16 protein-coding genes are annotated in these 14,681 nt (G+C 31.7%); 2 read left to right on the top strand and 14 right to left on the bottom strand.

Annotated features, from left to right (window positions below):
- Positions 1-54: 54 nt before the first annotated feature.
- On the bottom strand, positions 55-2,760 hold the full coding sequence (locus tag RWO76_RS01125; protein WP_314353745.1) for a pneumococcal-type histidine triad protein: 2,706 nt from the start codon (positions 2,758-2,760) through the stop codon (positions 55-57).
- A 278-nt stretch (positions 2,761-3,038) separates the two neighbouring features.
- Complete coding sequence (gene ccpA, locus RWO76_RS01120) at positions 3,039-4,040, bottom strand: catabolite control protein A (RefSeq protein ID WP_314353744.1); 1,002 nt, start codon at positions 4,038-4,040, stop codon at positions 3,039-3,041.
- Between the two features lie 187 nt (positions 4,041-4,227).
- Here ccpA and RWO76_RS01115 point away from each other — a divergent pair, with 187 nt between their 5' ends.
- A complete protein-coding gene (locus tag RWO76_RS01115; RefSeq protein ID WP_314353743.1) occupies positions 4,228-5,340 on the top strand; it encodes a Xaa-Pro peptidase family protein in 1,113 nt (370 codons plus the stop codon).
- Positions 5,341-5,469: 129 nt separating this feature from the next.
- Here RWO76_RS01115 and RWO76_RS01110 read toward each other — a convergent pair whose 3' ends face one another.
- Entirely contained in the window at positions 5,470-5,865 is a 396-nt protein-coding gene (locus tag RWO76_RS01110) for a YtxH domain-containing protein (protein WP_314353741.1), read from the bottom strand.
- 18 nt (positions 5,866-5,883) lie between these two features.
- Complete coding sequence (locus RWO76_RS01105; protein WP_314353739.1) at positions 5,884-6,279, bottom strand: DUF948 domain-containing protein; 396 nt, start codon at positions 6,277-6,279, stop codon at positions 5,884-5,886.
- 144 nt (positions 6,280-6,423) lie between these two features.
- Here RWO76_RS01105 and RWO76_RS01100 point away from each other — a divergent pair, with 144 nt between their 5' ends.
- Positions 6,424-7,290 carry a mechanosensitive ion channel family protein gene (locus tag RWO76_RS01100; RefSeq protein WP_399543031.1) on the top strand — a complete coding sequence of 289 codons (867 nt, stop codon included), beginning with the start codon at positions 6,424-6,426 and terminating at the stop codon, positions 7,288-7,290.
- 35 nt (positions 7,291-7,325) lie between these two features.
- Here the strand turns inward: RWO76_RS01100 and cbpB are convergent, their stop codons facing one another.
- From cbpB to trxA, 10 genes are all read right to left on the bottom strand, one after another.
- Positions 7,326-7,790 carry a cyclic-di-AMP-binding protein CbpB gene (gene cbpB / locus RWO76_RS01095; RefSeq protein ID WP_314353738.1) on the bottom strand — a complete coding sequence of 155 codons (465 nt, stop codon included), beginning with the start codon at positions 7,788-7,790 and terminating at the stop codon, positions 7,326-7,328.
- Entirely contained in the window at positions 7,783-8,331 is a 549-nt protein-coding gene (locus tag RWO76_RS01090; RefSeq protein WP_314353736.1) for a metallophosphoesterase, read from the bottom strand. The genes cbpB and RWO76_RS01090 overlap by 8 nt, the downstream gene beginning before the upstream one ends.
- Positions 8,332-8,342: 11 nt before the next feature.
- Entirely contained in the window at positions 8,343-9,779 is a 1,437-nt protein-coding gene (gene racE / locus RWO76_RS01085) for a glutamate racemase (protein WP_314353734.1), read from the bottom strand.
- A 134-nt stretch (positions 9,780-9,913) separates the two neighbouring features.
- Positions 9,914-10,651, bottom strand: coding sequence for a hypothetical protein (locus RWO76_RS01080; protein ID WP_314353732.1), 738 nt, complete (start codon positions 10,649-10,651; stop codon positions 9,914-9,916).
- A 91-nt stretch (positions 10,652-10,742) separates the two neighbouring features.
- Positions 10,743-11,456 carry a hypothetical protein gene (locus tag RWO76_RS01075; protein ID WP_314353731.1) on the bottom strand — a complete coding sequence of 238 codons (714 nt, stop codon included), beginning with the start codon at positions 11,454-11,456 and terminating at the stop codon, positions 10,743-10,745.
- An 11-nt stretch (positions 11,457-11,467) separates the two neighbouring features.
- A complete protein-coding gene (locus RWO76_RS01070) occupies positions 11,468-12,151 on the bottom strand; it encodes a hypothetical protein (protein WP_314353730.1) in 684 nt (227 codons plus the stop codon).
- Between the two features lies 1 nt (position 12,152).
- Entirely contained in the window at positions 12,153-13,007 is an 855-nt protein-coding gene (locus RWO76_RS01065) for an ABC transporter ATP-binding protein (protein WP_314353729.1), read from the bottom strand.
- 13 nt (positions 13,008-13,020) lie between these two features.
- Positions 13,021-13,389, bottom strand: a complete 369-nt coding sequence (locus RWO76_RS01060) for a GntR family transcriptional regulator (RefSeq protein WP_006702888.1) — start codon at positions 13,387-13,389, stop codon at positions 13,021-13,023.
- A 465-nt stretch (positions 13,390-13,854) separates the two neighbouring features.
- On the bottom strand, positions 13,855-13,980 hold the full coding sequence (locus tag RWO76_RS01055; RefSeq protein WP_314353727.1) for a putative holin-like toxin: 126 nt from the start codon (positions 13,978-13,980) through the stop codon (positions 13,855-13,857).
- 279 nt (positions 13,981-14,259) lie between these two features.
- Positions 14,260-14,571, bottom strand: a complete 312-nt coding sequence (gene trxA / locus RWO76_RS01050) for a thioredoxin (protein ID WP_314110744.1) — start codon at positions 14,569-14,571, stop codon at positions 14,260-14,262.
- Between the last annotated feature and the right edge of the window lie 110 nt (positions 14,572-14,681).

The raw sequence follows: 14,681 nt of genomic DNA, 5'->3' as shown, positions 1-14,681 counted from the left end.
ATTGCCACTATATGTATGTTCTACAAGTAGTTTGGCTATCAGTTTATCGACAAATTAAGCGTGTGGTTGTTCACTAGCTGACGTTACAGGTTGTGAAGCAGTTGTTGCAGTAGCTGGTGTTGTAGTAGCAGGTGTTGTAGTAGCAGGTGTTGTAGTAGCAGGTACTACAGTTTCCGCTGCTTTATCAGAAACTACTGGTTTTTCAGTTTCAGCTGTAGTACTTGCTACAGGAGAAGTATTTTCTTCTGCTTTAGGAATAGTATTATTCTCAGTTGAAGCTTGATTTTTTGATTTTGGTGTCATTAAATCTTTCTTCACTTCTTCAGATAGTTCTTCTCTGAAATCGGAAGTTGGAACTGAATCATCTTTATCTGCTTGTTCTAATGCCATTTCTGCAAATTCTTTCATCTCATCTAATTTACTCATAGATTCTTCATCATCGGGTTTTGCAATTGCTTTATACTTATCACCAACTCTTGTATCCACTTTTTCAGCTGGATTTTCATGAGCTTTTTTGATTTCTTTTGTAGCAAAATAAGATGGACTAATAAGCTCTTCAGTTGTCCCTGTTTCACCAGGAATGAATTTTGCTTTCGATAATTTTCCAATTAAATCAGAAACTTTTTCTCTTAACTCAAACGGTAATGGTTTATCTTGAATATGTTGTGTCAAGAAGTATAAATACTTCATACCTTCAACTCCAAGACGTTTATTTGCATCTTGTAAGGCTTGTACATAATCTCTTACGGCTTCTAAAGCTTTCATATCTTTCGCTTCGATAGCTTTATTCGCTGCAGCTCTTAATTCATCCTTTGTAACATTATAATCTTTTAATTCCAATTCATTAATCATACGAATTACACTTTCATGTAATGTGTTTAGAGCTTTCTCTTCTTTGGAAAGTTCTGGTGTTGTAACTGTTGATGCTTTTTCAATATATTTTTCATCAAATTGTTTTAGTAACTCTAAATATCCTTGAGTTGAATTCCCTTTTTCATCTAAACGTTCTTTGATTTCACGTAAACTTGTAAGGATACGACTTAATTCAACAGGTTGTGTTTTATATTTTTCAGATGCTTTATTTGCTAAAGATTCAATTTGATTTTCAACTACTTTAGTATCTAAATCACCAGCAATATAAGTTGGTGTAATTTCTTTTAATTTATTCGCAACGTATTTTTTAGCACCTTCAATGTTTTTAATTTTTAGAGAGTGACTATGATCTCCATGTGGTACTTCAAATTTATCGCCTAAAATTCGAATATCTTTTACAGAAATTCCCATACGTTTTGCTAAAGAAGCAATTTCTTGTGCAAATCTTAATTCAGGGTCAATTGATTCATCTGAACTTGGAACTTCAAAATTACGTAGTGGAATCGCCCAAGGATGAATATGTGTTTTATCTTGACCTTGTTCCATATTTTGGAAAGCAAAAACTTTTCCTACATATTTTCCATCTTTATAAGCAGATTCTAATTTAATAGTATCTCTTTCTACTCCATAGGCATAAGTAATATAATCTAAATATTTTTGAATTTCTGGAGATTTTTCTGTTAAATCTTTTTCGTTTGGAATCGTAGAAACATGGTTATCTGAAGTAACTTCATTTCCATGTTTTTCTGATTCATGGTCGTGATGCTCCCCTTCGTGGTCATGTTTATCTCCGTCATGGTCATGGTGTTCACCTTCATGCTCATGCTTATCTCCGTCATGGTCATGGTTGTGATTATTTAAAATTGGTTTTCCATTTTTATCTTTGTAAACAAAATGGAAATGATTTCCATGACGAACGACATATCCTGATTCTGTTTCACTTTCAATATCTTCTTTTCTGAAAACAAATCCATCATGAGCATGGTCGTGGTGTTCGCCTTCGTGCTCATGTTTCTCTCCGTCATGATCGTGTTTATCTGCATCATGATGATGTTGTTCTGCAGTTGCTACTGAATTTCCTTGTTTATTTTTATAAATAAAGTGGAAATGGTCTCCATGGCGCACTACATACCCTTCTGCAGTTTCACTAACAATATCTTTCTTGTCAAATACATACCCATCATGGTCATGATCATGGTGTTCACCTTCGTGGTCATGTTTCTCTTCGTCATGATTATGGTGTTCAGCATCGTGGATATGGTGCTCCGTAGTTACTACTGGATTTCCTTGTTTATTTTTATAAATAAAATGGAAATGGTCTCCATGACGAACGATATATCCTGATTCTGTTTCACTAACGATATCTTTTTTATCAAAAACATAGCCATCTTCAACTTCTTCATGATGCGCATGTGCTACTGAATTTGTAGCCATTGTTGTTGCGAGTGTTTGTTGGGCATTATTTTTATAAATAAAGTGGAAATGATCTCCGTGGCGAACAACATATCCCATTTCATTTTCTTCTACAATATCATTTGGATTAAAAACGTATCCGTCATCTGCAGAACTAATCGCTGTTGCAGAAGTCTTTTGTTCATATATAGCATCTGCTGGCGGAGCTCCATATACAAAATGGTAATGATCTCCATGTTTTTTTAAATATCCATTTTCGAATACTTCTCCAACAATAGTTTTCGGTTTATTATTTTTAATCTCTTCTGCAAGTTTTTCAAATTTAGTCATTTGAGCATTAGAAACTGTTGTTTCTTCAACTTGTTGTTGAGAATTGTTATCTGTTTGTCCTTGAAATAGTCCACAAGCTGCTGTGCTAATTGCTATAACACTTCCTAAACTTGCCATCCAAAGTTGTTTTCTAGTAGGCTTCATATTTATCTCCTTTTTAAATCGTAAATATTACGTTTTATAAAATACTATTTTTTTTACTATTTGTCAATACTTAATTCCTAATTTTTTTACACAAAAAAGAGACGATATTAGTCGTCTCCAAAATGAAATGGATTATCTCTTTATCATTATCCATAAGATTCACTTTTCGTGTTCTATGTCAAATAGGATTGGTGGATTTTCTCCATAAAACCTATAAATTATTGAACTGAAATTAATAAAAAAAGACTTCGACTGAATGAATCGAAGTCTTTTTATTATTATTTAGTTGTTTGGCGATATTCAATCTTATAAGGTAAGGTAATTTCCGTATCGATAATTTCTTCTTTATTCATAATTTTCGTTAACAATCTCATTGCTACTGCTCCAATATCGTATAATGGCGGAGCAATTGTTGTTAATGTTGGTCGAGTCATTTTTGTTAATTTAGAATTATGACTTGAAATTACTTCAAAGTCTTCTGGTACATTAACTTCATGATCATATAAACCATTTAGTAAACCAACTGCCACTTCATCATCTGTTACAACTGCAGCAGTAATTCCGGCATGTAATAATTTATCTACTAAGGTCTCTCCCGCTTGATACGTTAATGGAATCTCATAGATGAATTTCTCATTGTAATCAATTTTTGCTACAGACAATGCTTCTTTATAGCCTTCTAAACGTAAATCAGAAGCAAAAGTATTTTTTAACGATGGAGTTACAAAAGCAATTTTTTTATGTCCATTTTCAATTAATTTTTGTACTGCTTCTTGTGTTGCTACTTTATAATCAATATTTACAGAAGCAACCACATGATCAGAATCAATTGTTCCTGCTAATACGATTGGAGTTTTTGAACGTACAATTTCTGCACGTAACTCTGGTGTTAAATTATTTCCCATGTATAAAATACCATCTACTTGTTTAGATAATAAAGTATTTAATACTTGAATTTCTTTATGATTATTTTGATCAGAATTTGCTAAAATAATATTATATTTATACATTGTAGCAATATCGTCTATTCCTCTTGCTAAACTTGAAAAATATAAATTCGTAACATCTGGAATAATTACTCCTACTGTAGTCGTCTTTTTACTTGCAAGACCTCTAGCTACTGCATTCGGACGGTAATCTAATTCATCGATGACATCTAACACTTTTTTTCTTGTTGCTGGTTTAACATTTGGGTTTCCATTTACAACTCTGGAAACAGTTGCCATTGAAACATTCGCTTCACGAGCAACATCATATATTGTAATTGTTTGTTTTTCCATTTAAATTCTCCTCTAAATATTTAAAAAAATATGTATTTGCACACTATTCTAGGTAAAGGTTATCATTTTTCACCAAGTTTTGCAAGCGTTTCATATAACTATTTCCATATTTTTTGAAACTCTTTACATTTTCCGTGCTATTTGTGCTAAAATATGCTTACCAATTGAAAAATATGGAGGATTTATTATGAGTAACAAAGAAACTTATAAACATTTTACTAATGTTTTACAACAACTAAATTGTGATATTGCATTTATTCAAGATCCTACAACGATTAGTTTATTGACCCACTATACAACAGATCCACATGAACGTATTTTAGCGATGGTTGTATCTGCCAATCATTCTCCTCTACTCTTTGTACCTGCTCTTGAAAAAAATATGGCACAAGCTGCTGAACCAACTTATACTGTTGTAAGTTACCAAGATCACGAAAACCCATGGGAAATTTTAACTTCTGCTATACAAAAACAATTTGATTTCCCTACTAAATGGGCGGTAGAGAAAAACTTTATTACTTTACATACTGTTGAAAATTTAAAAAAAGAAGTTTCTACAATTCAATGGACAGATGACTTAACACCTATCATTAATGATTTACGTTTAAGAAAAGATGCCAATGCAATTCAAAAATTAAAAGATTCAGGAATCTATGCAGATAAAGCTGTAGGAATTGGGATTCAAAGCTTAACAGAAGGTATTACAGAATTAGAAGTTGTCGCTAAAATTGAATATGAAATGAAAAAATTAGGAATTACTTCAATGAGTTTCGATACGATGGTATTATTTGGAGACCATGCTGCTGATCCTCATGGAGTTCCAGGAGATAGAAAATTAAGAAAAAATGAATGGGTACTTTTTGACTTAGGAACAATGCACAATGGTTATGCTAGCGATATGACTCGTACCGTTTTCTTTGGAGAAGAAAATGCTAAAGATGTTCGTCATCAAGAAATCTTTAACATCGTAAAAACTGCTCATGATTTAGCGATTCAAGCTGTCAAACCAGGAATGAAAGCTAGTGAAATTGATGCAATTGCACGAAATTATATTACAGAAAAAGGATACGGTAAATACTTCATCCATCGTTTAGGTCATGGAATTGGTCAAAGTTGCCATGAATTCCCATCCATTATGGAAGGAAATGATATGGTTTTAGAAGAAGGTATGTGCTTTTCTGTTGAACCAGGTGTATATATCGCAAAAGACTATGGAGTTCGTGTAGAGGACTGTTTAGTTGTCACAAAAGATGGTTGTGAATTATTTACCCACTTCCCACAAGAAATTACAACATATTAGGATAAAAGAAAACCGAGGAAGCCACCTTCCTCGGTTTTTAATTTATTTTATATAGAAAGAAATAGCTTGAACAATGAGACTCGCCATGCGAGGCTCCTTACGTCCTTAGCTACTTTAGGGAAGTCTATTTTACGCCTTTACCTCTTCTTTTAAATCAGTAACAACTTCTTCTGCTTCTTCTTTTTTAGCTGAGAAAGTATCTTGTACTTTACTTACAGTTTGAGATACTTCTTCTTTTAAGTTAGTTGCAGATTTTTTAACAGTATCTTTAAATTGAGAAGCTGAATCTTTTAAATTCACACGAATATCTTCTGTAGCATTTAAAGCTACTTCTGATAATTCAACACCTTTTTCAATTGAAATATCTACATACTCAGATAATTGTTCTTTCAATTCATCTGCTTTCACTGCTAAATCTTCACGTAATTCTTTACCTGATTTTGGTGCAAATAATAATGCAGTTGTTGCAGCTGCCACACTTCCGATAAATGCTCCTAAAAGAAATCCGCTTGTTTTTTTACCCATTTTTCTTCACTCCGTTCATTATTTTTTCTTTCTTGATAAAATCGCTTTTCCAACAGATAAAACCCCTAAAGTACGAGCTGGTTTAATGCTTGATACTCTAGTCGCAAGGGAACGAGTTGAATGATTTACATCAGAAACTGTTAATCCTAAATCTCCAATAGCTGTAAATAATGGATCTGTTCTTTTTACTTTTCCATTAATATCATCTACTAAAGCATTTGTTTTATTCAATAATCCCTCTACTTCGATAGATAAATTATCGACATCCCTTGTAATAATTTCAATAGAGTTGTTCACATGGTTCACTGTTTTATCTAATTTATTTAAAACTGGATTGAGTTTTAAGACTAGAAATACTACTAAACCTAATAATGAACATGCTGCAATTAAAGCTGCAACTTCTATTCCAGACATTTTGAACATCCCTCCTCAATTTCCGATATTATTAATCATAATACCATTATCATGCACAAAACGCTACTAAAAGTGATATAGTATTTTCTAAATTATTTTAATTATGATAAACTATATCAAGTAGTATAAAAAGGAGGTTAACCTATGGATATTCGCTCGACCGTACATAGCTTTTTTGAACAATATTGGCTTTCAATCCCCTGGCAAATGATTTTGTCTGAAATTTTATCAAAATTAATTTCGTTAGCTATTTTAGGTATTTTATTTATCATTGGAAAAAAAGTTTTACATAAAATTTTTCAAAAGACAGTACTTTCATCTATTAAATTATCCTCACAAAGTATTGCTAGAAAGCAGACCTTAATGAGATTATTAGAAAACTGTTTAGACTATTTACTATACTTCGTATTAATTTATTGGATTTTAGTCATTTTAGGAATTCCAATTACAAGTCTATTAGCAGGAGCTGGGATTGCTGGTGTTGCCATTGGTTTAGGTGCTCAAGGATTTCTAAGTGATGTTGTAAATGGTTTCTTTATTTTACTAGAACGTCAATATGATGTTGGAGATACGGTTATTATTGGTTCAGTTACAGGAACTGTAGCAAGTGTTGGCGTAAGAACAACTCAAGTACGTGGTTTTGATGGCACTCTTCATTTTATTCCAAACCGTAGTATTTCTGTTGTTAGTAATCAATCGAGAGGAGATATGAGAGCTTTAATTGAAATTCCTCTATATAATGATGTAGATTTAACGATTGTTTATGATACAGTCGATCAAGTCAACACTAAAAATGCTGGACAATACACAGAAATTGTAAAAGGTCCAACTATTATCGGTCCACAAACACTTCCAAATGGGCAATTTGTTTTCAGAATTAGTATTTTTACGAAAAACGGAAAACAACATATGATTTATAATCAATTCTTAAAATTGTATCAAGAAGCTTTAATCGAAGCAGGTGTTTCTCTTCCAACAAGTAATACCGCATTAAATATTACTAGTAGATAAAAATGTTACTCCCGTAAAAAGGAGTAACATTTTTGTTATTTTTCCACTAATTCATATTTTTTATTCAATTCATGAACCATATAATTCACTCGTTTTAATACTTCTTTTCTAGTCACAATTCCTACAAATTCTTTTTCATCATTCGTAATACATAAGAAATTATGGTCGACTAATTCATTCAATACATCTTCAATATCTGTATCGAAAGTAATAGTTGGAAATTCAGTTTCCATCGCTTCTTTTACTTGAAAATCATGTAATTGGCTTAAATCAATCTCTTCTAACGTCGCCACTTGATTTAAAATCATAGCTAATGAAATTAATCCTGTTAATTTATTTTGACGATTAACAACCGGAATCAGTGAATAACGTACATGAGTTAAGACTAACATGGCATGATCTAATGTATGATCTTCTTCCAAAATCGCTACTTTTTCTGCTGTAATAAATAATTTATCCTTTTCTTCTAGTAATAAGTCTTGTACTACTCGATTAATCATGAATAAATCCTCTTTCTGCATCTAAATGATACTGATAATGAAGTTCCTCTAATGGGTGATGTTTCATATCAAAATATTGTAATTCAATTTCTGACTCTGAATGAATCGTCAATACAGCATAAGTCGGACTCATGGCAAAATGTCCTCTTGGATAAGAAACACTTCCTGAATTTATACATAAAACTCCATCATAAGTTTCCTCGTATAGTTTATGCGTATGACCGTAAAAAGCTACTTGAGCTCCTTGTTCTTTAGCATATTTGGCTAATCTATACACTCCACTATTCACTGCATGCATATGACCATGCGTTACTAAAAATCGAATGCCACCTTCTTCAAACACTTCTACTTCCGGATACTTTGTATCATAATCACAATTTCCTGTTACTCGAAGACAGTCTTGAAAAACTTCATCTTCATATGGGAACTCTGAATCACCACAATGAATAAAATGAACATCTGATTCTGATTGATAGTGTTCAATTACTTTTTGTAATGCGATTTTTTGTCCATGATTATCACTCATAATAATAATTTTCATACGTTCACCTCTTACTTATGATTCACTGATTCAAGCCATTCTTCCCATTGTTCCACTAATAAGTTCACAGCTTTTGCACGGTGACTGATTTTATTTTTTTCTTCACGAGATAATTGCCCAAATGTTTTTTGAATTTCTGGAACGAAAAATAATGGATCATATCCAAATCCACCGTCTCCTGAAGGGAATTTTGCAATTTCTCCATTACAAATACCTTCAACGACTAAAGATTCATGATTTGGTGCAGCCATCACTAAACAACAATGGAAATGTGCACTTCTTTTATCAGAAGGTAATTCCCCTAATTCTGCTAATAATTTTGCATTATTGGCAGCATCACTTTTTTGATTTCCGGCAAATCGTGCAGAATACACTCCAGGTTGTCCCTCTAAAGCATCCACACATAATCCTGAATCATCCGCTAAAACAATTTTTTGAAGTCTTTCTGCAATTGTTTCTGCTTTTAAACGGGCATTTTCTTCAAATGTATGACCTGTTTCATCTACATCTTCTAATTCTGGAAAATCTAATAATGTTTTGACAGTATATCCTTTTGGTTCAAAAATACTAGCAAACTCCTTTGCTTTTCCAGTATTTTTTGTAGCGATGACTAATTCTTTTTGAGACATATATTCCTCCCTATAAGCTTCTAAACGAACTTTTTCAACCGTTAATGGACTTCTATTTAACCAATTTTCCGCAATTTCTTTAAATAAAATAGGTGAACCAGTTGTATAGATTTCTAATGTTGGAGAAGGATTCGTTTCATAATTTTCTGCTAAATGATTAAAATCTAATAATGCACTTACAGTCGATACAGTTTCTGCACCTGAATCAATTAATGTAACTTGAGGCCCCACAACAGCTTGGATTCTTTGTTTTAATAATGGATAATGAGTACACCCTAATATTAAAGTGTCGAATTCTTTTCCCATTAAAGGTTGTAATGTTTCAGCAACCACTTTTTTGGCGATTGATGAATCCGTCTGATTACTTTCCACTAAAGGAACAAATTTTGGACATTCTAAACTTGTGACTCTTAATTGATGATTTTTCTTTTGCAATGTTTTACGATATACATCACTTTCAATCGTTGCGTGAGTTCCTAATACTGCGATTTTCTGTGTTTTTGTTTGTTTAATAGCGGCTAAACTTCCTGGCTGAATCACGCCTACTACGGGTATGTCTAATATTTCTTGTAATTCTTCTAGGATTACAGCTGTTGCAGTATTACAGGCAATAACAATCATTTTTACATCTTTTTTAAGGAGAAATTGAACCATTTCTTTTGTAAATTTTCTAATTTCTTCAACTGTTCGATTTCCATATGGACATCTTGCAGAATCTCCTAAAAAAATCATTGATTCATGTGGTAATTGCTTTAAGGCTTCTTTTAAGACTGTCAGTCCTCCCACACCAGAATCAATGAATCCTATTGCTTTTGACATATCGTTCACTCTTTCTTCTTTTCTCTTGATTCATTATACCATGGATTATTCAATTTTCTAGGGAAACCCTATTTTTCTTAAATTCTTCATAATAAATAAAACATGTTAGCAAAAACTACTAACATGTTTTATCGTTAAATTACTGAAACTGTACTCTTACTTTGATGTTTATATACAACAAGGAAGAACAAGAGGAGCATTACCCCACAAACAATAGCAGTTCCAAAAATTGGATATTGTAAATAAAAATATAAAAGTGTAAATACGATTACGTAAAAATTCGGTATCAATATTGAAATCAAAAAGAATGTTCCCGCAAATGGATACATTAAAAAGAATAAAATTATAATCATCTTTTTAGATGTAAACTTATTAACAATAAAGAATAAAATGGTCCAGCCTAAATAATCTGCAAATAGTTTTAGTATCATTGCAATTAAAGGAAAATCTTTAAAAGGAGGAAAAGTTGAGCTAAACGATATACGGACAAGGCCCCAAATCCAATCTATCTTTATAAAATTTAAAACAAAAACACTAATCAATACATATACACTAATGATCAACAATTCATTTACAATAATTTGTTTTCGAGTTAATCCTGCCAATGTACTCAATTGAAATTGAGAAATACATTTTAAAAATATACTCACTATGATACCAATCATAAGGATTATATTTCCTTCTATAGTAGGAATAAAATTATCCGTATAATAAATCGAGAAATCTGGAAGAATCCAATTTCTTAAGAAGTTAAAAATCGGATATAGAGAAAGTACCGCACTTAGAAGGGCAAAAAATAGTAAAGTAATTCCTATGATTTTTAACCGTTCTAATAAAAACATCTTCAACAATCTTTTTTGTAAATTTGACATCATTCTCTCCTCTTGCTTTTAAAATATCGTTCATTCTCCCTAAAATACTTTTGATTCATTATACCATGGATTGTTTGATTATGTAGGAAAATTAAACATCTGAGACTGTACTCTTACTTTCATGTTTATAAATTGCAAGTAGGAAGAAAATTGTCATCAATCCACAAAGAATGATATTTCCAATCAATAGATTTTGAATATAGAAATTGTAAATCGCTAATAAGAAACTTAATAAATTCGGAAACGATGTCACAATCATGACAAGAACTCCAACGATTGGATACATTAAAAATATCACAAACACAAATGCTTTTTTCGATGTAAATTTATTCATCACAAAGAAGAAAGTTGTCACTCCCATAAAACTTGCAAATAAGCTTAGGAAAATGGCTAGTATTCCTGTCATAGAATTTAAACCAAACTGTAGCATCTCTACACTAAAATAAATATGAACCGAATCGATTGTCCAATTTATATTTAAAGCTGAAGCCATCAAAAAGATGATTACAGTTATTAGTACATTGATACTATTCAATAACAATTCATTTATAATAATTTTTGTTCGAGTTAATCCTGCCATTGTACTCAATTGAAATTGAGGGATACATTTCAAAAATATACTAAATATCATCGCAAACATCATCAATGTACTTCCTTCAAACTCAAACTCAAACTCAAAAGTTTCCGTACGAGGAAGCAGTGAAAAAATAACCACTATGCCGCTAAAGAATAAAAATGAAAATCCCATCACTTTTAAACGTTCCATTAAAAATAACTTTAATAGCCTTTTTTGTAAATTTGACATGACGCTCACCTCTACATTCCTACGCCGACTTCTTTACTTTCATGATGACGAATCACAAAGTATAATAGTAAAACACAAATGGCAATCATTATATAACTAAGTGGGATATTGTATTGAATTATTCTATCTAGGAAATTATTCACCACTTCTGAACGAGCAAATATTCCTAAAAGTGCAAATATTCCTCCTAAACTTGTTGCAGTAACGATTAACACAATTTTTTGATTGTTAAACTTATTTAGAATAAACCCTATAATGGTGGAGAATAAAAACATCACTAGTAACCATCCCCATAAAGAAATAGTTCCTAAAACAAAGTTGTCTTCTAAATCAGTCCACTGAATTAATTTAATTCCCACTGTAGCTGCTTTACTAGCTAATACATAAAAGAAAATATTTTTGAGTGTTAATAATGTTGTCATAATAACTCCCATATAAATCGGAAATTGATATTGTTCACTTCTTGTAAAACTCAATTGATTCATGATTCTAAAATCAGCAACTGAAAAAGCTATTCCTAATAAAGTAATCGCTAAAAAACTTATGGCTGGTAAATTAATTGTAAATGAAAATCCCTCTGACCGATCGATAAAATTTAGAACATTAATGACACCCAAATAAGAACCTAAACCAATTAATAAAATACGTAAATAATCTAAAATTTGAATTTTCAACAATTGATAAAATCGAGTCATCTTATTCACCTTCCTTGCGTGTTAGCTGAATAAAGTACTCTTGTAATGTTAAACGACGAACGGAAAAATCGGCTGATTCTTGAGGAACTTGTTGTGAAATAATCACTGCTTGTAATTGATTTCCAACTTCCTCTTGATGAATAATAGTTTGATTTGCAATAATTTCACTCACAACTGTTTTTGATCCAGTTACTAAATAAGCATGTTGTAAAATTTCTTCCACACTTGATTGTTGGAAAGTAACCCCATCACGAATTACAATGACTTCTTCTAATAAGTAAGAGATTTCTTCAATTAAATGTGTCGCAATGACAAAAGTTCTTGGTCTACGAGCATACGCTTCTAATAATTTTTTATTAAATAATTGACGGTGGTTTGCATCTAATCCTAAAACTGGTTCATCTAAAAATACATAGGATACAGGTACACTTAGTGCTAGTGTTAACTTTACAATACTCTTATATCCTGTAGATAATTCAACTAATTTCTTTTTCTCATCAACTCCGAATGCTTTCATGCATTCTTCGGCAAACTCGGTATCAAATTCTGGATAAATTTGTTGGAAAACTTTTATAATTTTTTTCACTTTCCAATCAATTGGGAACCAATTTTCAGGACTTGATAAGTAAATGTCACTCATTGCTTCTGGAGTTGTCCATAAAGGCTGATTATCTAATAAGATTTCCCCTGAATTCTTTTCAATTCGATGAGCAATCATATTCAAAACTGTACTTTTTCCAGCACCATTTCTTCCTAGTAATCCATAAATACTTTCTGGTTGTAATGTGAAGCTCACATCTTTTACTGCAAGATTTTTTTTATATTTTTTTGATACATTTCTAACTTCTAATGTCATATCTTTCACTCCCTTATCGAGTCATTTCTTTTTCAATCATTGATAAAAGTTCCTGACTACTAATGCCTAATGTTTGTGCTTCTTGAACGATGGTTGGAATAGTCGATTCCAAAAATTCTTTTTGTCGTTTTGTTTGGATAATATGCATTGCCCCTACGCTAACATAAGTTCCTAATCCTCTACGTTTTTCTAAAATATCTTGTGCAACCAATAAATTCATCCCCTTTAATACTGTTGCTGGATTGATTTGATAACTCGTGGATATCTCTGTTGTTGAAGGAACTTGATCCCCTTCTTGGTAAGTTCCTCTAAAAATTTCTAATTCTAGTTGATAAGCCACTTGTTGAAATAATGGCAAGTCACTTTGAAAATCAAATTTCATTCCTCTCTTCCTTTCTATAAAATCAAACACTTTACCGGTTAACTACTTGTGTAACTAACTATAATCCTTTTGTCTTCTTTTGTCAACCTATTTAGAAATAATTTTTGTCACCAATTACAAAATTTAAGCAGAAAAAAATCTCCTTTGTCTGCAAGGTCGCCAGCAGCCTCGCAAAAGCGAGTCTCATGGCTAAAATTCGAGCCTAGGTCTCGAATTTTCCCTGTAAAAATCCATAAAAGATGGATTTTTACTATTGCTACAAAGGGAATTTTTTCTGCTTAAATTTTTCTAAACGTAAATAAAACTAATATACATTTATAAACAGAGCAATGATTGCTTGAATGATTTGTAAATTGCACAATTTGTGTTATACTAAAGATACAAAAAGAGCCGAGCGCGAACTCGACTCTCTTGTAGACCGTTAAAAAGACGGTGGCTATTTTATGATGATTTAACACCACTCAGCTAGTCAAAGTCATGAGCGGTGTTATTTTTTGTCATTATTTCTATGATTTTGACAATCAGAGACAACAATGCTAATAGTACCATGGCAAAGGTTCCTATCAATGTCATTACTTCATAGCTTGACAAATCGCAACCTCCTTCCTAGTAGATTTAATTCAATGCTCATAAGCATCACCTACCTTATTAAGAGATTTCCATTTTTTTCAAACTTTATACGCACATAATGTACCATAAACAATTCTAAAATGGGATAGCTCTATTTTTAATCTTTCAATTGAAAAAATACGCTCATATCTTAATAAAATTCCAAAAGAAATTCTTTCTTTTGGAAATTTAACTACTCGCCACTCATTTTTTACAAAAAGAAAAGACTTTGCATAGTTGCTACTATGCAAAGTCTATATCTTATAAATATTGTTCTAACAATTCTTCTAATTGTTCTTTAGAATGGTAGCCGATTACTTTATTTACGACTTCTCCATCTTTCTTAACAATTAAAGTTGGAATACTCATTACTCCAAATTGACGAGCAGTATTAGGATTTTCATCTACATCTACTTTTGCAAAAGTCACTTTATCTCCCAATTCTTCGTCTAATGCATCAATAACTGGAGCTTGCATACGACATGGTCCACACCAAGGTGCCCAAAAGTCAACTAACACAACTCCTTCATTTGTTTTTTCTACAAAATTGCTATCATTTAATGATTGTACCATTAAAATCACCCTTTCTTCTCACTTGTAAACATAGTATATCAAGCCTCATTCTATTTACAAAATATTCTGCTCACGAAAAAAATCATTAGCAAATATATAAGACCAAAGGC

The sequence above is a fragment of the uncultured Granulicatella sp. genome, from assembly GCF_963521425.1.
In the GTDB taxonomy this organism is placed as follows: Bacteria; Bacillota; Bacilli; order Lactobacillales; family Aerococcaceae; genus Granulicatella.
Note: the sequence above shows the minus strand (reverse complement) of the source record. Positions and strands in the feature narration are given on the sequence as shown.